We start from the raw sequence: 21186 nt of genomic DNA on the forward strand, positions 1-21186 counted from the left end.
GGAATCGAACCAGGACGTTTATTCAAGCGGGAAGCGGGGCCCCATCTGCCGAATTATCCTTTGGGCCTGACGAACAGGGCCGCCAGGAAAGAGAAAATAATCGCGGATGAGATCCCGGCGCTTGTTACTTTGAAGATACCGGTAATGACGCCGATCCAGCCGCTTGACTGCAGCTCCTTGATCGCGCCATGTACGAGCGCATTCCCGAAGCTCGTAATCGGAACGCTTGCGCCTGCACCGGCGAATCGGACCAGCGGGTCATATAAGCCGAATCCGTCCAGAATAGCTCCGGCCACTACAAGCGTAGTCATCGTATGTGCCGGTGTAAGCTTGCCCAGGTCCATCATCAGCTGGCCGATGACACAGATCGCTCCTCCGATAAGAAATGCCCATAGAAACTGCATGATTAAGCTCCCTCCTGTCTTTCAATGGCTACCGCATGGGCGATGCAAGGAATAGATTCGCCCTGCTGGTAGGACAGCGGGGACAACAGAGCCCCGGTGGCGACGACGAGCAGACGCCGGATTTCGCCCTTTTCAATCCGCTTGAGAAGGTGCCCGTATGTAACGACGGCCGAACAGCCGCAGCCGCTGCCTCCGGCTTGGACACCCTGCTTCTCTATATCGTAGATCATCAGGCCGCAGTCATTGAACAACCGGCTGGGAATCGGCATTCCCTGCTCCTTCAGCAGCTCATTGACGATCTTGAATCCGACCGAAGCAAGGTCACCGGTTACAATCAGATCGTAATAGTCCGGCGAGCGCTTCATATCGCGAAAATGAGCCACGATCGTATCGGCTGCAGCGGGTGCCATGGCGGCTCCCATATTGAAAGGATCCGTGATTCCCATGTCAATGACTTTGCCGATTGTAGCGGAGGTCACCACAGGGCCTTCCCCCTTCGCCGCTACTACAGAAGCGCCGGCACCTGTCACGGTATATTGAGCGGTAGGGGGTTTCTGCGAGCCGTATTCCGTCGGATAGCGAAACTGCTTTTCTACCGTACAGTTATGGCTGCAGGTGCCGCTAAGCACGTATTTGGCAGCTCCCGTGCCTACCATGAGAGAGGAGATCGCCAGGCTCTCCATGGATGTAGAGCAGGCGCCGAACACGCCCAGGTAAGGGATGGATAAGGTTCTGGCCGCGAAGCTGCTGGAGATGATCTGATTCATCAAGTCTCCGCCCACGAAAAAGTTGATGTTGTCCTTCTGCATTCCCGATTTCTTAATGGCGAGATCAGCCGCGTCTTCCATTAACGCTTTCTCGGCTTTCTCCCAGCTTTTCTGCTTAAGCGTGTTGTCTTGATGAATCAAGTCAAAATCATTAGCGAGGGGGCCTTGTCCTTCATCGGGCCCGACTACGGTTGCCGCCGAGATCAGCACCGGGGGATTATGAAATTCCCACGTTTGTCCTTTGTGACTAATCAATGTGCTCCTCCTCCGAATATCAGTGTAAAGATACCGACGAGAAAAGCGGTCACGACGCCGAATACGATTACGGAGCCGGCCAGCTTGAACATATTGCTCGCGGTTCCCAGCACTAGGCCTTCACTGCGGTGCTCAATTGCCGCCGAGCACATTGAATTGGCGAATCCCGTGACCGGTACGGCCGTTCCGGCTCCCGACCACTGGGCGATCTTATCATAGACGCCCATCGAGGTCAGAATGACGGAGATAAGGATAAGAACAGCTACTGTCGGATTAGACGCCGTTTCCTTCGTGAAGCCGAACACTTTCTCAAAGAACATCATCAAGCCCTGCCCGATTATGCAAATGAATCCCCCGACGATAAAAGCACGGATACAATTGGCGACCACGGGTCTTTTGGGTTCATTTTTCTTAGCTAACTCCTGGTATTTCTGCTGGGAAAGTGTCGTTGTCTTCTTGTTACTCGCCATCAGCATTACCCCCTTTATCTTGTGCGGTTATTTATAAGCTTTGCCAGACAGCTTCTGCACAGCCTCCCGGAGCGCCGCCGCAGTCTCTTCATAATTCACCCGGGCTTCGATTGTTCCGCTCGAACGCGCCAGAGAATCCATATCGGCTGTGCATTTGCGCAAGGTGGCAAGCAGCTCAGCCTGCGGCTTCTCTTTCTTGTGGCCTTTCCCGTCGTCGTAGAAATCCACATACAGCTTGTTGCTGTCTCCTACCTGGGCAAGAAAAACATTGTCTACGGTTGCGTTTAGCTTGACCAATTCCTTGTGCAGCCATTCCCTTGAAAGGGAAGATGCCGCCAGTTCTTCATCATTTATTTGTCCATCCATAATAACCGTATGAGGCAGGCTGTCCGGGCCGCTGATAATTCCCACATCCTCGACAGTCAGCGGCTGCTTATCTTTCTTAAGCAGAACACTCAGCTCACCGCTTGCTTCAAGCATGGCAAATTCAACATCAGCGACTTTAAATACACTTTTGGCCCGGAGCTGTTCCAATAATTCATCCGCCGTATAACGTTCTCTCCTTAAATTATCTTCCAGAATTTTGCCCTGCCGGATCATGACCCTGCCTTTTCCTTCAAATAAATGACGCAGCCGCTTGCTTTTCAAAGTGGTATATTCGAGTGTCAGCGGGATGAAGAACCATAAACTGAGGGCAGCTACACCATGCAGATAATGAGCCTCGATATCCGTCGACAAGAATCCGGCAAGCTCACCCAGCGTAATACCCGTTACGTATTCAAATAAGCTTAATTGGGAAATTTGTTTTTTGCCGAGCACCCGGGTGACCACGAACAGCATGAAGATCGCCCCCAGAGAGCGCAGCATAATATCCCCAACCCCTTCGACCACGATATCCCCTCTCCTCCCGGCTTTAATTGAATTCTTAGCATGTCCGGGCCGCAAGCAGGTATGAAAGGAAAAGCATGGGAAAGAATGTGAACGGCTAGTCCTGACTCCTCTTCGCAAGAATCCTTTGAAAAATAACCTGTAACAAAAACGGCTGTCTCCGGAGAGCAGCCGTTTGTTCATATTTCGTTATAAAAACCCTAAGAGAATGGCGACCAGCAGAATAAACAAGATAAGAACGGCGAGCATGTAACTCGGTTTCACGGCGGGCAGACTCCTTTAACCAATAGACTAGAATCCTTATCAGGGTATGCGTCTATACTCCGGAGAGTGAATCACCCACAGAAGGTGACGAACTGAAAGACCATAGGAATAATCGAGCGGCTCAGCGGCATAAAAAAATCCCAACCTCTTTGAAGTTGGGATTGTATCCGGTTCATTAAAATAATTTAGGGCTGGATGAAAGAGAATTATTCGGCGGGATTCGGCACCCAATCCTTCACTCCGTTGTCTTCCAGAATACCGAGTGTAACGTCTGCAATATCCGGATCTCCCAGCAGCTTCTCACGGATTCTTAGCTTAACGTCGTCCGCATCGGCGAGTGTCATCCCCGGCTTCAGTTCAATAAGACCATCCACATGATAATAGCGCCCTTCCTGTACGACGCGCATCGTATAAATATCTGTCACATTCGAATCGGAGAATATAATGGCCGCAACCTTGTTCTCCACATCGGGAGGTGCCGATACACCGATCAAACCGACCATGTTATCATATCCGACGCGGAACGCTACGATAACCATCAGAATCCCGATCAGAATACTGGAAATCCCGTCAATCGCCGCAAAATTCGTCAGGGTTGTTACAACGACCGCAACAAGTGCCAGCAATGCGCCGCTGGTGGCTACGAGATCTTCGTAAAAAACAAGTCGGGTTGGAGGCGCTGCCCGTTTAACATTACGGAAAGAGCTGCCGACTGTGCCCGCAAATCCTTTGGCTTCCACACGCGCTTCTTTGTTCACTTCTTTCATGGCTTTGAAAAGAATTAATCCGTCTACGATGATGGAAAAAAGAAGAACAGTCAGATTAATCCAAAAGCCTTTGGATTCAGAGGGGTGCTGCAGAAGATGAATGCCTTCACGAATCGTTTCGTAAGCCATGAACGTTACGACCATGACCGCGATCATGCAGAAAATATTAATGACGCGTCCGTATCCCGTCGGAAACCTGCGTGTCGGCTTCTTCTCAGCGAGCACGCTTCCTACAAAAACAAATGCCTGATTGACCGCATCGGCAATGGAGTGCATCATCGAGGCATACATAGCCCCGCTTCCCGTCATAACGGATGCAACGCCTTTGGCGACAGCGATAGCTGCATTCCCGACTGCGGCCGTGCCGGAGGATACGTTCCCTTTCTTGATCAATTCGATCCAGTTTGTTTTCTCGCCCGTTTTTTCAGATGCCATAAAGTTTTAAACTCCTCCTATGTAAACTTAACAACCGTTGCCTACTTTTGTAACCACGAAACATGAAGACTCAACCAGATCCTACGTCAATTTATGAACAACGATTTCAGAAAATCAGCTGAGCGAGATGGGCATCGCATTTATAAAAAGCACGCGCCCGACCGCAGACGCGCGCTATTTATGAACCACTCAAGCTGACCGGACAAACCAATCCTGGGGGGTTATCCGGCACGGGCACCTCTTGGGAATATACAGTTAACCCCAGACGTTCTGTCTGTCTTGCTCCTGGATCGCTCCCGTGACGTCCGTATCCGAATCTTCTGAGACCGGAACGGAGTCATCCGCCCTCAGACCGGTCCGCTCATGCGGACTTACATCTTCATAAATTCCCTGCTGACGATGATCGCCGCCGGGTAATTTATTCGTCTCCCGGTTACTCGGTTGGCCCGACATCTTGATTCCTCCCTCCAAGGTGATGCTCAAGTGAACGCCATCTTAGGGTATCCGCAGATGATAAGGGCTACTCCATCCGAGCCTTCTTTTATCCGATTGTGATTTTACCTTCGGGGTAGCGGTACAGCTCCTTGCCTCCCTTAGGAGTAAGGGCATACGCCAGAGTCAGCGGACCCAGCCGGCCGATAAACATCAGGACCGCCATTAGCATTTTGCCGGGAACGGACAGTTCAGATGTCAACCCTAGGGACATGCCCGCCGTACCGAATGCCGAGGTAATCTCGAACATAATGATAAGAAACGGAGCCCTCTCCAATACAGACAGCGCCATCGTGCCGATAATGATCAGGAACAAGGCGAGGAGAGTCAAAGTCGTTGCCTTGTACAGCCTGTCCTTGGCCAGTCTTTTACGGAAGAAGACAATTTCTTCTCTGCCGCGGCTCATGGCGTACACAGCTCCGACGAGAATGGCAAATGTCGTGATTTTGATTCCGCCTCCCGCGGAACCGGGAGCTGCTCCGATGAACATCAGGATAATAATAAAAAACTGGGTAGCCTGCCGCATCGATTCGATATCAATCGTATTTACACCGGCAGAACGGGTCGTGGCCGATTGAAAAAAGGAGGCATACAGCTTACTCGTAAAACTCAGCGGCTGCAGCGTATTCGGATTCGTAAATTCAAAAATAAAAATAACGATCGACCCTAACAGAATGAGCAGTCCGGTGGCGGAAAGAACGACTTTGGAATGCAGGGAAAGCCGGCGTGTCTCCTTGTAATCCAGAAGATCCACCATCACGATAAAGCCTATCCCCCCCAGTACGATAAGCGCAATTGCAACGAGGTTAATAAAAGGGTCATGTACATATTCCATCAGGCTTCCCTTGGAATCCGGGATACTGCCAAATAAATCAAACCCCGCATTATTAAAAATTGAAATACTGTGGAACACCCCAAAGTAAATGGCTTTGCCCAGCGGCATATCGAACGACCAGCGAATGGCGAACAAAACAGCACCTGTGAGCTCAATGATCAGCGCGTAGGTCAGTACTTTGCGGATTAACCGTACAATGCCTTCCACAGAGCTTTGATTCATCGCTTCCTGCAAGAGAAGGCGTTCTCTCAAAGAGATCTTTTTTCTCAGAACCAGTGCAATTAATGTAGCCATCGTCATAAAACCCAGGCCGCCGACTTGCACGAGCGCCAGAATGACCAGTTGACCGAACAGAGAGAACTCCGCTCCGGTATTAACGACCGTGAGCCCCGTAACCGTAGCCGCCGAAGTGGCGGTAAAAAAAGCATTAAGGAAGGCCAGCGGCCGGCCTGAGACGGTAGCAGCCGGCAGAGACAGCAGGACCGATCCGATTAAGATAATCGTCAGAATTCCCAAGGCGAGTATTTGCGGCGGTGTAAAACGTATCAGGAACTTTTTTTTCTTTCTAGCCATTTCTATTCTCCTTGTCGCGAGCAAACAATCCCGGTTACAAATATTGTCGGATGACGGAGGCAACCTGCCCCGCGCATGCCGCGCTCCCCTGTTCATTCATGTGCAGATTATCTTCACACAGATAATCGCTGAGATTCTGTTTAATGAGAGCGTTCAGATCATTCACTTCAATTCCGTGCCTGTTCATCAGTTGAACGGCCGCCGTGTTATACAGGTCGATTTCGGCATTGCTTCTCCCTACGTAATCAGGAGTTACAGGAGTCGTCGTCGCAAAAATAATCGGAGCGCCTGTACGATGCAGCTCGTTAATAATCCGTCTAAGCGTTTCTATGTATTCGTCCAGCGCCGTCAGCGCTTCAACCATAGGAGCTTCATGATGCAGATCCCAAAGCCCGTTATTCCAATGAATAACATCCGGGGTGCCAAGCTCTTTCAGCCAGAGATTCACACCCCAAAGGGTGTGTTTGGCAAAACGGCAGTTCTCCTCGGGTCCTATAACTTCCGCTTCCCCTCTTAGTCTCTCCTTAACGAGAGGCTGATACCCGAGCCGGATTGAATCTCCTAGCAATAATACTTTTTTCATCGTCCACCTCATAGTAAACCGTCTTTTGAAATGATAAACGGATGTCTTAAACAAGAGTATAAAGGATCAGGATGGATTTGGAAATGATGCAGCCCCTTTATTCCTTAAATAGAACTCGGTCATTTCCACACTATCGTCCGCTATTTCCAGCAGGACGGATTGGTGCTTGACCAGCTTGCCTTCCCGGTAATCGCAAAAATGGTCGTAGCAGCCCTCTTCATGCAGCAGATAAGGGAAGAAAACCGGAATATTGGAGGAGATTCCTTTATTCTGGGGATGCAGGATCCAGTCTATCTTTTTCCAGTCAAGAATCCCTTCTTCGGTCTTCACAGGCCCGGCAAATACGAAATCCTCCGCTACCTCAGCCGCATACAAATACATCCCGCCTATCTCCGCTCCGTTTAGGGGCCAAGTCACAAGACCCTTATAGTGAAGCCTGTAATCCGTAATACCGGTTTCTTCAAGAATTTCCCTCTCCATGGACTCTCTGGGCGTTTCACCTTCTTCCAGTTTGCCGCCTATCCCGTTCCAGCAGCCCATCCAGCTTGGCTTTTCCCTGTTCAGAAGCAGAATCCGGTCTCCCTGCCTTATAAAGCAAATGTTATACGTAATCATCGTTTCATGTCCAATCTGCTAAAAGCTCATTTGTTCCTAATTATAAAACGGTGCCTGTACTTATACCAATTTAAAACCTGCTTGAACTTTCATTATGCTTCTTGTAAAATAATTGAAAATCAAACGATGTGCGACTGGCGTAGCATGGAGAACCATGAGGAAGCACACTCGGATAACCGCCGTACGCCTGGGCAAAGTACCGATCCTTGTGATCCGGTACTTTTTGTCGTGAACAGATCATTAGAAGGTGGTGCTCAAGGATGAAAATGGCATTTATCGCATTTGAAGGAATGACGTCACTCGATTTGATCGGCTTCACCGAAGCCGTCACATGGATGGGCATTTTGCAGGCAAAAGAAAAGGTCAGCTGGGATTTCTGCTCCATTCAAGAGGAAATTACGGACGACCGGGGGCTGTCGCTCCGAATCAAGCATGTCCGCCCGGACCTTGCCGGATATGATCTGATCTTCATACCCGGAGGAATGTCCACCCGCCAGCTCAGGCATGATCCCGAATTCGTCTCCTGGATCCGGACGGCGCATTCCGCCCGATACAAAGTATCCGTCTGTACAGGAGCTCTTCTTCTGGGCGCAGCGGGTTTCCTGACAGGCAGAAGGGCAACGACTAACCGGTCCGCCTACGAACTCCTGGCTCCCTACTGCAGAGAAGTCGTACAAGAGAGGGTCGTGAGGGACGGGGGTATTTTCACCGGAGGTGGAGTGTCCACGTCGATTGATTTGGGCTTGTTTCTTGTAGAGACGTTGACCAGCCCCGAATTCGCGCTTCAAGTACAAGACAAAATGGACTATCCTTATTACCGTCCGTTACGGGAAAAAGACCGCTGATAAGGCGGTCTTCATTGCCCAGACTCTTCTAAAGGAGCTGTCCGCTTGACCGGTCTCTGCAAGCTTCTTGTACAAGGATCGGAATAAGCGCATGGTCTTCAATCACGTAAGGAATCTCCTCCGGCTCCACCCAGATACGGGATAAACATTCGTACGCTCTAGTGAACGGCAGGCATTCGGTAATTTCCATGCGGTAAAACAGCTGGTAACCGATCATCGGATATTTCCCGTCTGGATTAAAGTGTTCATTCTCCTCATGACTTACCTCAATGCAGCCGATCAGTCCGATCCGCCCCCGGACACATCCTTCTTCCATGGCTTCCCGGTGAAAAGCCTCTTCCGGTGTTTCACTTCCCTCTACGTGACCTCCGGGAAGATTGAAGCCCCGGTTGTGCACATGCACCAGCAAAATTTTATCGTTATGAAAACAGACCCCGTGAACGCTCGTTACTTGTGCATGGTCCGGAAGCTGCATGGAGGCAGTCCAAGTAAGTTTGACTCGTTCGCCGTTCCAATCGGCATAGTTGGTATGACTGCTCATAAATATAGACGCGTCCCTTCTCTTTTCTCCTGGTTACATTTCCCCTGCCATCAGCTAATTGGTCTTCCTATGAAGCGGTCTGGCCAGATGGAAGCGATGCATCCCAAAATCATCGAGAGTTGAATTTAGAATCGCTTCTTTCAGCGGATGCAGGTTAGGCGTCAGCCTGATTTCAATGTTCAGATCGGCCAGCTTGTCGATCAGATCGCGTATCGGCTCGCTGCTATAATGGTAAAGATTCATCTGACCCTTCCCTGATTATCGGAATTTGTGCCCATTCTTCTTTTAACAGGCCGTAAATGACATGGTCGACGTAGCGGTCATACAGCCACTCCGACTGTCTTACGCATCCTTCTTGCACAAAATGAAGCCGCTCGGGGATCGCCCTGCTTTTGGCATTGAATTCCGAAGCCCGGATCTCGATCCGATTAAGCCCGCACTCGGCAAAGACATAATCCACCAGGGCTCTGCACGAGTCCGTCATTATCCCATGCCCTTGAAATTCGGCTCCAAGCCAGTAGCCTATTGAAGTACTTTTGTTGGACCTGTCTATACCGTGCAGGCCTATACAGCCTGCCAGTTTGTTTCTATAAAAGATTCCTAGCTGCACTGCCCCGTTATTCGCAAAAGTCTGGAGAGAGGCGCTGATGAAGGCCTGTGAATCTTCCACCTTCATTGTTCCATCTACCCACGGGAGCCATTCTTTTAAATACCCGCGGTTGCGGTCTATGAGGTGGAATAATTCTTCGGCATATCTAGGCTCGAGCAATCTAAGCTCCAGATGGTCATTAATTTTGTTAGTAAACATGGTGCTGCCTCCCCTATATTCCTTGTTCCAGGTCGTAGTACGCTTGTTCCAGCCATGGATGAATCACCTTTAGCGTTTCTTTACGCTGCCATAGATAATGGATATATTCAAATGCTGCGGCATCCAGTGAATGTTCCAGCTTGGCCTTAACTTGTTCCAGATAGGGAGGGGTTCCCGATTGATCCCAGCGGATCTTGTCCGCGACAAACAACACTTTATCCAGCCGAGTCGCATGCTCACGCAGTGTCGTATGGCAGCCTACGGCATCCAAAATTTCGTCATCCTGGATGTGAAATAAATCTCTCGCCATGGCTTTGGAAATTTTCTGATGAATGATCATAGGAAATACTTCTTCTTCGGGCAGTACTTCGATTCCCAGCTCAACTGCCACACGGATTCTCTCCGGATTCGGAAAGACTGCACTGATGTCATGCAGATAACCGGCAGCTTGGGCTGCTTCAACATTAGCCCCGTACTGTTTGGCGATTCGTCCAGCTTCCTCTCCCACTTCCATACAATGCTCAGCTGTGGCAGGGTGATTGTGCAGTAAGAACTGGTAAATCTCTTCTTTCAAATTTCCAGTCGGGTGAGGTAAAATAAGACGGGCGTAGACGGCATTCATGCAAACTCTCCTATCTCGTTAATGATAGTTTACATATAGATCCTGTAAAATATCGCTTCCCTGATCATTCAGCACTTTAATTTTATAAGGATAGGCGTAAACTCCTACATCGGTTTTCTTAAGACGGCAAACTTCAATAAAGAATTCTTCCTTTGGTATACGCATCTCACAAGTTTCATTCTTAAAAAACGTTTTTATTCTATCTATTTTCAAATCGTAATTTTTTCCCATGATCCATACATAACTGCCTTTATCCGTCTTCATCGTTTTATAGCGAAACAGATTAGAGCCTTGCCCGGTAGATTCGATTTTATATTTACCATTCCAACCTTTAGTTAAAATGGCGTCAGCCTGATAATCCGTATCCCCGACAAAAAGATAAACAAGCTTGGTGTCATCCACATCTTTGGATTTCTTATGAGTGTAATCTGTTATTACTTCCTCTCCCCTGCTGCTCCAGACTTCAATAGCCGTTTCAATTTCTTTCAGGTCGTTTCTAATCTTATACGAGAAACTTTGGTGAATAGTAAATACGACTATGAATACAATGACACAACTTAATCCATAGAGGACAATTTTTTTCATAAATCCTCCTGCTTTATTCAAACAAAGATATTCCTTTATCCTCGTTTATACTAAAATCGGGTAACTTTTACAAGTTTGCCCTTGTAGGTTTCGTTTCTATTTGGAATAAAGATAAAGCCTCCCAGGCGTCCCCGGGAGGCTTTGCTAAGCTGATGTGTTCTTATAGGAGAGAATACACATCTTATTGTTCCGTAACCATCAGCTTCTTCATCGACTTCGCCGCGGACTCAGACGCTTTCGAGCTGTTCACTGCGAGATCGAAGTCTTGCTTCGCGAGAGTTTCAAGCTAGCGGTTACCATGCGCAGTCTTTTAGGGCCTTTGAGGCCTGTTCGCATAGGAATTTTCACCTCCCCTCGGAGCAAACCCGCTGCAGTATATCATAATTTTCCTGATATGGTAACATTTTTACTTTTACTCTGCGGTTTTGAATTTGAAGCCTTGGAGGATTTTTTTTACATATGCGTGCCTGCATAACTTGCGATTTTAGCCAGCTCTGCAGAATAAAACTGACCCCATCATCCACGATCGGGGCCAGTTAAACGATTCAAACCTTTCCGTCAGGTTTGGACCTATCCATTCCATCCGTTAGAGTTATACATTTCAATTCTAATGAACTCAGCCGGATTCCTTAATTAGCCGAATTTCTTGCACGATCCGCTCTTTGAGACTCTCCCGCAGCGAGTAAATGACCGGAGCCGAAGGGATGTCGAATTTCAGATGGGAGTGGGGAATTTCCGTGAGTATGGTGCCGATTGGGTTGCCTTGCTTGTCATGGATAACGTTCCAAAATATTCTCGATCTGTTGTGTTCCGCACCCCATTTTTCAAGGGAGTTTCGGAAAATCAACCGCTTGGCGATAACGAAATCATCCTCTTCGAGGTTCTCCATAGCGCTGAAACCCGCATCTTCCAACTGTTCGAATATGGGCGGTATAAGCTGATCCAAATAAAGACCATAGGCCGCATCTTCGATTTCAACAAAAGCAGCCGTCAATTGTTCATGCATGGATTCGTATATGGACCTCCACTCGGACTCGATATACCTGTTGGCCACCTCACGAATTTCTTCGATCGCCATGTCTGGCTGGAAAATCAGGAATTCTTTCTTCACAAACAACGCCTCCTTCTCCTCATTTCAATTCCATTGTACAACTTGCAAGCCAATTGGAAGGTTGAGCAAAAAAGGAGAAGGAATACCAACAATTTTTATAGAAAACCTTAGAAGCAGGTTTAATCTTGATCTATTGTAATGAGGAGAGATGACGAGTTGACGACGCACCCCCAAAAAATGGCGGCGAAATTCAAGATTAGCGCCAGTACTATAAGGAATTACGAGGCTAAAGGCCTAATACCACCAGCTGAGCGATTAACAAATGGCTACCGTATCTATACGGACCAGCACGAAGCCTATCTGTCGTGTATCCAAGCCATGGCCCCGGCATTCGGTATGGAAGTGACGGCCGAGGTGCTGCGTTGTCTCCGTCAGGACAAACCGCAAGTTGCAATGTGGACCATCAGGGAAAAAGAAGTTGCCTTGTACGGGGAAAAAGTGAAATTAGAGAGGTTAATCCAGGACATTCAACTATACGCTAACGAAGGTAAATCTCCGTATACAGAGGAGCCGTTCTCCATCAACGAAGTATCTGAACTGACGCAGGTTCCCAAATCGGCAATCCGTTACTGGGAGCAAGCAGGATATGTAACGGCGGATCGGGACCCTGACAACCGTTATCGTCGATTCAGTGGATCTCATTTGCTAAAAATCAGGTTGATTCAAATGTTTCAAAACTCCGTGTATTCAGAAGATACCGTGAATTTCAAACAATCCATCGCTGCGGTAGAACATACGGATCTGCAGGGGGTCATGAATGTGGCTGAGAATGTGAGGTCTTATCTCGATAAGCTCATCGAAGCCCAAATGTGTGGGATATCTTATTTACACCAATTAATTCAGTTTACAAAAGCTGAGATCTTCGATGGAGCTGGAATCATTCAACCACACCCGAATGGACACGGCTTATAACGGGTTTCCATCGCCGCTTCTATCTCCTCTTTCTGACCGGCACATTGGTAACCCGTTCCGCCCGGTAGACTCCATCCTCATAAATCAGACAGTTAAGCTGCATCCCGTAGGCACAACCGCCGTCAATTCCGATTTTATCCCCGCCAAACCAAACGTCCGCACTATTATGAAGTTCCGCAGTTCTCGTATGACCGAAAATAACGGGCTTGTCTACAACCGTTTCGAATTGGAAAAATTCTTTTTTGATATACATAAAATCACGCTCGGGTTGATCTCTATAATTAGTAAAGACCGGATTCAGCCCGGCATGCACATAGATATGATGCTCATCTTCGTGGTAGAGAGGAAGACTGCTGAGGAATTCTATCTGGCTCGAATACCAGTAATTGATATGCATCTTCGCTTCGCCTATCACTTCCTCATCGACCAGATCACCGGCTAAGTCGAAGTAGCTGTGAATCGTCTGCTGCCCGCCATGCTCCAAGAACTTGGCCTGCACTTCAAAGCTATCCCCGCGGACTAAATCTACCAACCGCTGGTCATGATTGCCTCTAAGAGCAACCGCGCCGTGATTCTGAGCGAGTTCCATCACCCGCTCTACGGTCTCTTTGCTTTGAGGCCCCCGGTCCACATAATCCCCCAGCAGAATCAAGTGATCCTCTGACGGGTCGTATTCAACTTTTTTCAGCAAATCATTGAATGGTTCCAAACAGCCATGGATATCACTGATCATTAAAATTCTGTTCATGTCATCTCCTGTAAATTCGTCGATAAGACGTTAGTTTCTTCCATTTCCGCATAGAAATCAATCTTGTACAGCTTTACTCCAAATTGGTTTTGCCTTAATAAGAGTTACCCATATGAGGCTGGTTTCGACCAAGCTAAACCATTTTGTATGCAACTTCGTATGCTGACCAGGCGCTTTTGGACAACCCGCTTCTTCCAATATCGGCTATAAATCTCGAAGATTGAACCTACTCATGCGTCACAAGAACATCTTCTAGAAGCGTATGTGCCTCAGCTGCATGCGAATGCGGTCGTACAGCTTCCTTGTTTTTCCCCGCGTATCGGGGGCTAACGGTATACCTAGCTGTGAAGCGATACATACAGCCTGATCCTCCACTGACATCTTGTCCGTCTCGATATACGGACGGAAAACCTCATTAGAGAACCCTGTAATGCACCGGTCGATTTGACGGGCCGCCCAGGAACGGCTTCCTTCTCCGCGGCTTCTCAGTCTTTTGAGCAAAACCTCTTTGGACGCACACAATGTAAAATGATGAACTTCCACGCCCTCATGCCGAAGCCTTCCTATAATCTCGCTAAAATATTGGGCATTCGGTATCGTCATCGGTACAATAAGGATGCCATCGTAACGGGTATTTAAATAGTTCAGCATCGTGTAATTCATTTCACGCCAAACGGGGTAGTCTTGAAAATCGCTTTCACTTATTTCTTCAGGCACATTGTCCCGGATAAAATAGCCCGCATTCTCGGGGTCATACACATAGGAATGCGGAATTCTTCTATGTAATTCAAAAGCGGTTTGAGTTTTACCGGACCCGAAGGCGCCGTTAATCCAAATGATCATTTAGTCTCCAATTCCATTCGGCCGATTCTTTTTCGAATAAGCCTGATCTGGCCCCGGTGGTTGATCTCATCCTCAAATACATGAAACCACATGAAATAATAATTGGCAGGCTTATGATACCAGAAATCTTGCTCCTCTTTACCAAGCCAATCGTCGCCTACGGTTTGAAACAGCTGATAGGTTCTGAGGCGGACCTGATCCATCCGGGCAAGGTAGTAGGCCAGATCATGGCCTCTGATATGCTTCCGTCCTTCTTCGCCTAAATTCAGAGCGGGTCCCCATTCGGACAACTCTTCCTCCGTCAGGTCTCTTCCTTCAAAAGTCTGGAGCTGATAAGCATATTCAACAGCGGCAAAATGCAGCAGCAGGGCACCGATTGAATTGCTCTGCGCCTCTACAAGAAAGTCCAGTTCCTGAGTGCTAAGTCCTTCCACGGCCTGAATCGTAGTATGTCTGGCATAATTCATCATCGAGAGCAAGCGGCCGATCTGAGGTGTAAACCCGCTTACATCCGTTATGCGATAAATATTATCCGGATCAATCAAAGTAGAATCCCTCCTATAGCTGCACTTCAGTCATGCTTTCGCCTCCTGCGAACCACCAGCACAGCGGCATTGCCAGCCGTCAGAAATCCGGAGGTTAACATCAGAAACATAAGTACGCTCAGATAATCGTTGTTCTTATCCGTGCTAAGCAGATAGCCGGCTGCAGCCGACGCAGCCACAAATGTGCAGGCACATCCCACTGCGATCCATGACCTTCTTCTGCGGCTAACATGGTGGTTCATCTATGTAATTCCGCCTTTGCAAATTTCTCGGACTCCAAAAGAGATTAAAGCGAATGAACCAAGCCCCGATTATTGATCAGGGACAGCGCACTTTCATCGTTAGACGCATACCACAAGCCTGCATAATCCATAATGAGAAGCTTATTCGCACACAGATAAAAAGAGTGTGTCGGTTCTTTGAAGACATAGTACCCGTCCAGCCAAATCGGCTCCAATTGTTCCCGGAAAAGCTCCTGCTTCAGATCGGCCTGAATAGCCCCTACAAACCTGCTGCTGAACATCAGCTCCTGCAAACAGAAAGTAACCAGGAAATGCTGCAGCGAATTGCACACCCTTTCATGCCCCTTTACCGTATCGTCCCAGAGTGCAGCCGCGTTGCAGTACACCGGCGATTCATCGTTTCCCTCTTCCACTTCACAAGTCCAATTCCCTTGATTCTCCGTAATAAATGAAATCCGGCCCTGCGACCGGATCGTATTCTCTACGCTCATCAGGATATCCTGAATTTGAAAAATAGCCGGCTGCCCGTTGGCGGGGCTTTTCTTCCGGCTGCTGCGGGAATTCACCGGCCAATTGCCCGCGAAAAGATAAAGGTCTCTTAGCGGTTTGGGAAAATAAGCGGGTACTTCCTCCTCTTTCAGCCCATACTCCGGCAGTACGGGGCCTGCCCAATCTTCCACGAACAATTTAAGATTTTCCAGACTGTCTCTATCATCTTTAATTAACATCGTTATTCCCTCTTTATGTGTATGAAGTACCCCATTTACAAACGCTGCTCTTCTTCCATGCTTGTCCGTTAGACCGGCCTACAATGCCGCGGTCGCCATATATCTGTTGATCTCTTCATTATAAACGATGATTGGAACTTTTTTCAAAATAAAGCCTCTCACTTGACCTCACAACGTCGATTTTCTTCACATCTTATCATGATTGCATTGGATTTGGATATATATGGTTTGCCAGTCTTACATTTAACTGAATGTGAATTTGCCCATTATTATTTCGCTATATATTCGTAAATTAGTTACTTTAATTAGAAAAATATATGCTATTAAAGGTCTGTTACGGATTTTTTGTTTAGTTTTTAGCTAAAAACTTTAAATAGGTGTGAAAGGAGAGGATTTAGTGATTAAGATGTGGAGAAAAAATTCGGCAGCTGCTCTCTTAAGTACAACCTTGTTATTCAGCAGCGCAGCTGCGGTCATCACACCAACGGCAGCCTATGCGGCAGACAAATCGGACTATCCCAAATTCTACAATGTAGCCAAACAGGGACCGGTTACTCCCGGGCTGGTCAGTGACAAGAAATGGGTGCCTCAGGGCATGGCTGTCTGGTCCAGCAAAAAGTGGATTATCTCTTCTTATTATTCAAGCTCCAAAGCCGATGCCAGCAGTCTGATGATTACGGAGAAGGATTCGAAGGACAAACGTGTCCGGACTTATTATTTGTACAATGAGGACGGCAGCAAACATATGGGTCATGTAGGAGGCCTTGCAATCAGCGGCAAATATTTGTGGGTCGCTTCAGGGACCGATGTGTACCGGATTCCGCTTTCTACAATTTCCGGGTCCAAAGACTATGCCAAACTGAAGATGAAAAAATACGATTTAAAACATAAAGCATCCTATGCCACTTTCCGTGACGGCGTTCTGTGGGTCGGCGAGTACACGGAGGGTTCTACCCAGTGTTCGAAAGGCTCTAAAGGAACTGTTTACGGCTATAAGCTAAGCAGCTCCGAAGGAATTTCCACCACCCCGACGTATAAATGGAAAACGCCTGACCGGGTTCAGGGAATGGCTTTGACCAAAGACCAGGTTATTTACAGTCAATCCTGCGGCCGCAATAACAGCAGTAAACTGCTCATTCATAAAAGAGGCTATGATGGAGCCAAGGTCAAAGACCTGACTCTCCCTCCAATGGCGGAAGGAATTGCTTTCTACGGCTCCAATCTGTATGTAAGTTTTGAATCCGGCTCGCAAGCTTATCCAAACGGCAAGCACCGGCTCAAAAATTACTTCTATTTGAACCCGAGCAAGATTTAAAACAGTAAAAGGGCAGCGTTCTGCTGTCCTTTTATGTTGATTTTATTTTGGTTTATCTTGTTGCAGAACGGCTGTATTGTAATCAATTATTATACAAATGTAAACTAACCCCTTTTATTACCGTATTAACATAATCTAAATATTATTTTTATGATTTTCTATTTATTTTTTCATGAAAACGCTTTAATATGAAGTGAAGAAGAAGGGAGATGTTATATATTGAGAACAATAAAGAAGCTTTCCGCAGCTGTACTGCTAAGCACCACTCTGTTATTCAGCACGGCGGCAGCTGTCATTCCGGCGGCTGTGTATGCGGCTGATCAATCCGAATATCCTGGTTTTTACAGCGTAGCTGCGCAGGGCCCTCTTACTCCCGGCCTCATCAGCGAGAAGAAGTGGGTTCCTCAAGGAATGGCGATCTGGTCCAGCAAAAAGTGGATTATCTCTTCTTATTATTCCAGCATTAATGCAGATGCCAGCAGCTTGATGATTTCAGAGAAAGATTCAGCGGACACAAGAGTCCGGACCTATTATTTGTATCATGAGGATGGCACTAAACATACGGGTCATGTAGGCGGGCTCGCGATCAGCGGCAGTTATCTGTGGGTCGCATCGGGAACCGATGTATACCGGATTCCGCTGACCACGATATCCGGCTCCAGCGATTACGCCAAACTCCAGATGCAGAAATACGATTTGAGCCATAAAGCTTCCTATGCGACTTTCTATGACGGGGTTTTATGGGTTGGTGAGTATGTAGAAGGAGCGACTCAGTGTTCGAAGGGTTCTCAAGGGACCGTCTATGGCTATAAGCTGAACAGCACCGAAGGAATTTCCACAACACCGACCTATACATGGAAAACACCTGACCGCATTCAGGGAATGGCCATGACCAGCGACCAGGTTATTTACAGCCAGTCCTGCGGCAGGAACAACAGCAGTATGCTTCTTATTCATAATAAGGGGGCGAATGGAACTAAAATCAAAGACCTGACCATCCCTCCGATGGCGGAAGGAATTGCTTTCTATGGTTCAAATCTGTACATCAGCTTCGAATCGGGCTCACAAGCCTATCCGGATGGCAAGCACCGCCTCAAACATTACTTCTATTTGAACCCGGCAAATATTAACTAGAACAGAAGCTTGGGATAAGCAGGCGGGGCTTATGCACCGCCTTTATTCCTTACAAACTATTGATTAATATATGTTGAATTCGGAAGTAGCTTCCCTCGTCATGAGGGTTATTGGAGAGTTTCTCCAAAAGACGGAACAATTCATCTCCATTCTTAAATTTCGTATGATTCAAATAAAGGTTTTTTAGAGAATCATAGATTCCCTTCGAATAACTTCTCGGATACGGGGTGAATTCCACGAGCGCTGCTGCATTGGCGGCTTGTTCCATCGCAAATATGTACCCCCTCGAATCCTCTGCCGTAACCTCCCTTAGCCCTACGGAAATTCTCCCCATCGCCGCTAAATATTTGTACTCCATCTCCTCTTCGTGTTCCTTATGATCCAGATACTTCGTTACTAGACACATATTGAAAAATAAAGATACAACCAATCCGATTAAAAGCGGCTTGTTTATGTTTCTCATGTATGACTCCTTCGCAATCTTAGAAAATTCGATACCTCCAATGATTGATTAGTTAGTGTCCGTAATGTAAAAACGCACCCCGTTTCCTTGATTGTGAATTGTGGACTAACAACTGACCGTTAAACATAAATGCCTCAGAAATTCTGGAAAACACTTTGATACATTTCCATAATTATACTATCCTATGCCATTTCGTTCAAAACTTAATTCCTTTTCCTTTTATTGTTGGGCAATTATCGCATTCCAATCGATCTCCCGGTTGTGCCCGGAACAGAAAAAAGCCCGATTCAGCGGAATCGAAGCTCTAGTCACATAGGGAAGTCAGATGGATGAATCTGTTGCGTGGGACCTTACACATCCAATCCAGATAGCAAGAAAGCAACAGAGTGAGCCTACGGAAAAGCAATAGGGATTCTTCCTCCTAGTTGTTCACTTCATAGATTTAAAATGTGTTCAAATCCAGGAAATGTGTCATGAATTCCTCGTCTTTCTTCTCCGTAAAGCCTAACCACAAATAAAAGGAAGCCGCTGCAGGATTATCCGTCCACAGGACCAGCCGATTGTAATGCTTGGCTGCTTCGTTCAGAACCTCCCTTGTAAGCTTATGCCCAATACCATGCCTTCTATATGCTCTATGTACATAAAGCCTTCTAACTCTGCCAACCCTTCTCCATAATAAGGGTCCCGGTTCAGACCACAGATCCCGACTATCTTGTTCTCCAAGCGGCACAAAAAGAGCGCCTCCCCGGTCTGATCGAATCTATTCGCGCCTGCATGATAATCTTCCACTAGCCGGGTCAAGTGCCGGAAGCCCTCCCGGACACTACCGGTAACAAGCTCATTAAGCTCTTTCAGATCCAGCCTTTCTTGAACTTTCTCCAATTGTATAGGCTCCATTTGTGCTCCTTATCCAGTTAATCCGAACAGGATGAAACGTGATTCACTTATGTAAAATTGGCTGCCAGCATAATTCTATTTACTTGTTCATAGAGAACGTATTTATTCTTCTCCGCATAGAGGAACACATGATCAAATAAATTCTCGTGCTCACTGTACAGGTACATCCGGCTGGCTTCGGCCTCGATAGCTCCGGCTGCCTCTTTCAGCAGTGTTCCCTGGGGCTTGTCCCCGCTCGATACTTCATATAAGTCTTGATGGCTCGTGCCCACTCTTCTCGCATGAAGCTGAATTCCGTATGCCAGCAAAATCGCCCGGATATTCCTCAGGCAGTTGGCATCACGAAACGCTTCCATTCTATCCAGGGCTTCAATCGTCTCGTTCAAATAAAGACCCGTTGAGTTCTCCAAGAACCCTAAGATCCCGTTCATATTCATCTCCGTATCCATGTCGATCACCAGCACGATATCTTTTAATACAAGAGGGATCTGATTAAGATACAGGCCCAGCTTCCTGCAATCATTGTCATAGAGACGGATTGCAATATGCTCCACAATATCTTCGCCTGATCTGAGTATGCCGTCATGAACGGGAATTAAGCGGCTGAGAATCGGCTTTAATTCATTCATATTCCTGGCTCCTGTGTATTAAGATTGGTGTGGAGGAGGAGACCTTGTCCGAATCATCTCATGGATTATGCGTTTGCGGACTCCCCCGTCCTCAGTACGCAGTAGAACACATAGCTAAACAATTGAATTCCGAACATCAGAAGCACAAACTCCGGCATGAGGCTGTCTGCCCGTGAAGATTCGGCTAGTAGATCCTTCATAATAGCTAGCGGCTTATTCAGCACATCCCAGCTATTCCAGCGTATAAACCGGCCTATATAGACGCCTATACTGCTTAACAGCACAATACAAACAATCGCTGCTCCACTGTAAACCCGGGCTATAAATCTGACGATCAAACTGTGAACTTGATAAAGTGACAAAGCTGAGAGCAGGAGCCCGATTACGGCCGCAGTGAAGGTAACGGAGAGGCTGTACCAGAAAACGGGATCAAACCAAAATTTGATAGACGGCGGCTGGGGATCAAAGTATCGGAAAGTGTGCAGAATTTCTGTGAACAGATAGGCGGAGTTCGGCAGAAAGAACACCCAGGCGATGAAGACAACCCCCGTGGCCAGCTTGCTGATGGAAGCGGCTGCGAGCCGTCTATACATAAACTTTATCGTCCCTGAGAGAATGACCGGGACCCAAGCCAGGAAGAAGTCCCAGGCCAGGTAGTTATACACATTCGTGTTGGTCACAAACCGCAGATAAGCTGCTAATCCCAGGCACAATAAAGTCGCCGACAGCAGAAGAATTACCTGATAAGTCTCTTGCCTGCTGCTCCGATTCATTTTATTCAAGCTCCTTTGTCAGGATAGAATAGAGCCAAGCTGACCTCCTTGAATTCTTCCCCCATTTACCATATATATCCTTTATACTATGCCAGCG

29 protein-coding genes and 1 riboswitch are annotated in these 21186 nt (G+C 47.4%); of the genes, 4 read left to right on the forward strand and 25 right to left on the reverse strand.

The genetic code is table 11. From position 1 onward, the window contains the following. Window positions 1-53: 53 nt before the first annotated feature. The 9 genes from spoVAE to EDM21_RS08205 form a co-directional block, all read right to left on the reverse strand. The gene (spoVAE, locus tag EDM21_RS08165) at window positions 54-404 is read right to left on the reverse strand and encodes a stage V sporulation protein AE (protein WP_068774304.1); all 351 of its coding nucleotides are present in this window, start codon (window positions 402-404) and stop codon (window positions 54-56) included. A 2-nt stretch (window positions 405-406) separates the two neighbouring features. Further along, entirely contained in the window at window positions 407-1426 is a 1020-nt protein-coding gene (gene spoVAD / locus EDM21_RS08170) for a stage V sporulation protein AD (RefSeq protein WP_157334499.1), read from the reverse strand. Continuing rightward, window positions 1423-1896, reverse strand: a complete 474-nt coding sequence (spoVAC, locus tag EDM21_RS08175; protein ID WP_068774302.1) for a stage V sporulation protein AC — start codon at window positions 1894-1896, stop codon at window positions 1423-1425. Before spoVAC ends, spoVAD begins: the two co-directional genes overlap by 4 nt. 27 nt (window positions 1897-1923) lie before the next feature. After that, window positions 1924-2787: a DUF421 domain-containing protein gene (locus EDM21_RS08180; RefSeq protein WP_338043948.1), complete on the reverse strand. Its 864-nt coding sequence runs from the start codon at window positions 2785-2787 to the stop codon at window positions 1924-1926. Window positions 2788-3254: 467 nt separating this feature from the next. Next, window positions 3255-4250, reverse strand: coding sequence for a cation diffusion facilitator family transporter (locus tag EDM21_RS08185; RefSeq protein ID WP_157334501.1), 996 nt, complete (start codon window positions 4248-4250; stop codon window positions 3255-3257). A gap of 255 nt (window positions 4251-4505) precedes the next feature. Next, on the reverse strand, window positions 4506-4703 hold the full coding sequence (locus EDM21_RS08190) for a hypothetical protein (protein WP_157334503.1): 198 nt from the start codon (window positions 4701-4703) through the stop codon (window positions 4506-4508). Window positions 4704-4791: 88 nt separating this feature from the next. Continuing rightward, window positions 4792-6150, reverse strand: coding sequence for a TrkH family potassium uptake protein (locus EDM21_RS08195; protein WP_157334505.1), 1359 nt, complete (start codon window positions 6148-6150; stop codon window positions 4792-4794). A 34-nt stretch (window positions 6151-6184) separates the two neighbouring features. After that, window positions 6185-6733, reverse strand: coding sequence for an SGNH/GDSL hydrolase family protein (locus EDM21_RS08200; protein WP_157334507.1), 549 nt, complete (start codon window positions 6731-6733; stop codon window positions 6185-6187). Window positions 6734-6799: 66 nt separating this feature from the next. Then, a complete protein-coding gene (locus tag EDM21_RS08205) occupies window positions 6800-7348 on the reverse strand; it encodes an NUDIX hydrolase (RefSeq protein ID WP_157334509.1) in 549 nt (182 codons plus the stop codon). A 120-nt stretch (window positions 7349-7468) separates the two neighbouring features. Beyond that, a riboswitch (ZMP/ZTP riboswitch) is annotated at window positions 7469-7548 on the forward strand. Window positions 7549-7608: 60 nt separating this feature from the next. Between EDM21_RS08205 and EDM21_RS08210 the strand changes: the two genes are divergently transcribed. Then, window positions 7609-8193, forward strand: coding sequence for a DJ-1/PfpI family protein (locus EDM21_RS08210; RefSeq protein WP_157334511.1), 585 nt, complete (start codon window positions 7609-7611; stop codon window positions 8191-8193). Between the two features lie 28 nt (window positions 8194-8221). On the opposite strand, the gene EDM21_RS08215 is transcribed toward EDM21_RS08210, so the two are convergent. The 6 genes from EDM21_RS08215 to EDM21_RS08240 form a co-directional block, all read right to left on the reverse strand. After that, a complete protein-coding gene (locus tag EDM21_RS08215; RefSeq protein WP_157334513.1) occupies window positions 8222-8734 on the reverse strand; it encodes an NUDIX domain-containing protein in 513 nt (170 codons plus the stop codon). A gap of 54 nt (window positions 8735-8788) precedes the next feature. Beyond that, the gene (locus EDM21_RS08220; RefSeq protein WP_157334515.1) at window positions 8789-8977 is read right to left on the reverse strand and encodes a DUF6886 family protein; all 189 of its coding nucleotides are present in this window, start codon (window positions 8975-8977) and stop codon (window positions 8789-8791) included. Then, window positions 8958-9542 carry a GNAT family N-acetyltransferase gene (locus tag EDM21_RS08225; RefSeq protein ID WP_157334517.1) on the reverse strand — a complete coding sequence of 195 codons (585 nt, stop codon included), beginning with the start codon at window positions 9540-9542 and terminating at the stop codon, window positions 8958-8960. Before EDM21_RS08225 ends, EDM21_RS08220 begins: the two co-directional genes overlap by 20 nt. 13 nt (window positions 9543-9555) lie before the next feature. Continuing rightward, complete coding sequence (locus EDM21_RS08230) at window positions 9556-10164, reverse strand: HD domain-containing protein (RefSeq protein WP_157334519.1); 609 nt, start codon at window positions 10162-10164, stop codon at window positions 9556-9558. A gap of 18 nt (window positions 10165-10182) precedes the next feature. Next, the gene (locus EDM21_RS08235; protein WP_157334521.1) at window positions 10183-10749 is read right to left on the reverse strand and encodes a hypothetical protein; all 567 of its coding nucleotides are present in this window, start codon (window positions 10747-10749) and stop codon (window positions 10183-10185) included. A gap of 616 nt (window positions 10750-11365) precedes the next feature. Continuing rightward, a complete protein-coding gene (locus EDM21_RS08240) occupies window positions 11366-11860 on the reverse strand; it encodes a DUF6022 family protein (RefSeq protein WP_338043949.1) in 495 nt (164 codons plus the stop codon). 156 nt (window positions 11861-12016) lie between these two features. Here EDM21_RS08240 and EDM21_RS08245 point away from each other — a divergent pair, with 156 nt between their 5' ends. Next, window positions 12017-12772, forward strand: coding sequence for a MerR family DNA-binding transcriptional regulator (locus EDM21_RS08245; protein ID WP_235918095.1), 756 nt, complete (start codon window positions 12017-12019; stop codon window positions 12770-12772). Between the two features lie 19 nt (window positions 12773-12791). Here EDM21_RS08245 and EDM21_RS08250 read toward each other — a convergent pair whose 3' ends face one another. The 5 genes from EDM21_RS08250 to EDM21_RS08270 form a co-directional block, all read right to left on the reverse strand. Further along, a complete protein-coding gene (locus tag EDM21_RS08250; RefSeq protein ID WP_157334524.1) occupies window positions 12792-13520 on the reverse strand; it encodes a metallophosphoesterase family protein in 729 nt (242 codons plus the stop codon). Between the two features lie 252 nt (window positions 13521-13772). After that, window positions 13773-14363, reverse strand: coding sequence for an AAA family ATPase (locus EDM21_RS08255; protein ID WP_157334525.1), 591 nt, complete (start codon window positions 14361-14363; stop codon window positions 13773-13775). Then, a complete protein-coding gene (locus EDM21_RS08260; RefSeq protein WP_157334942.1) occupies window positions 14360-14833 on the reverse strand; it encodes a DinB family protein in 474 nt (157 codons plus the stop codon). The genes EDM21_RS08255 and EDM21_RS08260 overlap by 4 nt, the downstream gene beginning before the upstream one ends. Before the next feature lie 101 nt (window positions 14834-14934). After that, complete coding sequence (locus EDM21_RS08265; protein ID WP_157334526.1) at window positions 14935-15150, reverse strand: hypothetical protein; 216 nt, start codon at window positions 15148-15150, stop codon at window positions 14935-14937. A 44-nt stretch (window positions 15151-15194) separates the two neighbouring features. Continuing rightward, window positions 15195-15878 carry a hypothetical protein gene (locus tag EDM21_RS08270; protein WP_157334527.1) on the reverse strand — a complete coding sequence of 228 codons (684 nt, stop codon included), beginning with the start codon at window positions 15876-15878 and terminating at the stop codon, window positions 15195-15197. Between the two features lie 406 nt (window positions 15879-16284). Here EDM21_RS08270 and EDM21_RS08275 point away from each other — a divergent pair, with 406 nt between their 5' ends. Both EDM21_RS08275 and EDM21_RS08280 read left to right on the forward strand, forming a co-directional pair. Further along, window positions 16285-17193: a hypothetical protein gene (locus EDM21_RS08275; RefSeq protein WP_157334944.1), complete on the forward strand. Its 909-nt coding sequence runs from the start codon at window positions 16285-16287 to the stop codon at window positions 17191-17193. 219 nt (window positions 17194-17412) lie between these two features. After that, window positions 17413-18327: a hypothetical protein gene (locus EDM21_RS08280; RefSeq protein ID WP_157334528.1), complete on the forward strand. Its 915-nt coding sequence runs from the start codon at window positions 17413-17415 to the stop codon at window positions 18325-18327. 49 nt (window positions 18328-18376) lie between these two features. On the opposite strand, the gene EDM21_RS08285 is transcribed toward EDM21_RS08280, so the two are convergent. From EDM21_RS08285 to EDM21_RS08300, 5 genes are all read right to left on the reverse strand, one after another. Beyond that, on the reverse strand, window positions 18377-18790 hold the full coding sequence (locus tag EDM21_RS08285; RefSeq protein WP_157334529.1) for a hypothetical protein: 414 nt from the start codon (window positions 18788-18790) through the stop codon (window positions 18377-18379). A 442-nt stretch (window positions 18791-19232) separates the two neighbouring features. After that, window positions 19233-19490: a GNAT family N-acetyltransferase gene (locus EDM21_RS25480; RefSeq protein ID WP_420850651.1), complete on the reverse strand. Its 258-nt coding sequence runs from the start codon at window positions 19488-19490 to the stop codon at window positions 19233-19235. Further along, window positions 19373-19672 carry a GNAT family N-acetyltransferase gene (locus EDM21_RS24925; protein ID WP_235918096.1) on the reverse strand — a complete coding sequence of 100 codons (300 nt, stop codon included), beginning with the start codon at window positions 19670-19672 and terminating at the stop codon, window positions 19373-19375. Before EDM21_RS24925 ends, EDM21_RS25480 begins: the two co-directional genes overlap by 118 nt. 62 nt (window positions 19673-19734) lie before the next feature. Beyond that, a complete protein-coding gene (locus tag EDM21_RS08295) occupies window positions 19735-20316 on the reverse strand; it encodes a DMP19 family protein (RefSeq protein WP_157334532.1) in 582 nt (193 codons plus the stop codon). A gap of 65 nt (window positions 20317-20381) precedes the next feature. Then, window positions 20382-21089 carry a DUF1361 domain-containing protein gene (locus EDM21_RS08300; protein ID WP_157334534.1) on the reverse strand — a complete coding sequence of 236 codons (708 nt, stop codon included), beginning with the start codon at window positions 21087-21089 and terminating at the stop codon, window positions 20382-20384. Window positions 21090-21186: the final 97 nt, after the last annotated feature.

It is taken from the genome of Paenibacillus lutrae (assembly GCF_009757775.1).
GTDB classification, from domain to species: Bacteria; Bacillota; Bacilli; order Paenibacillales; family NBRC-103111; genus Paenibacillus_F; species Paenibacillus_F lutrae.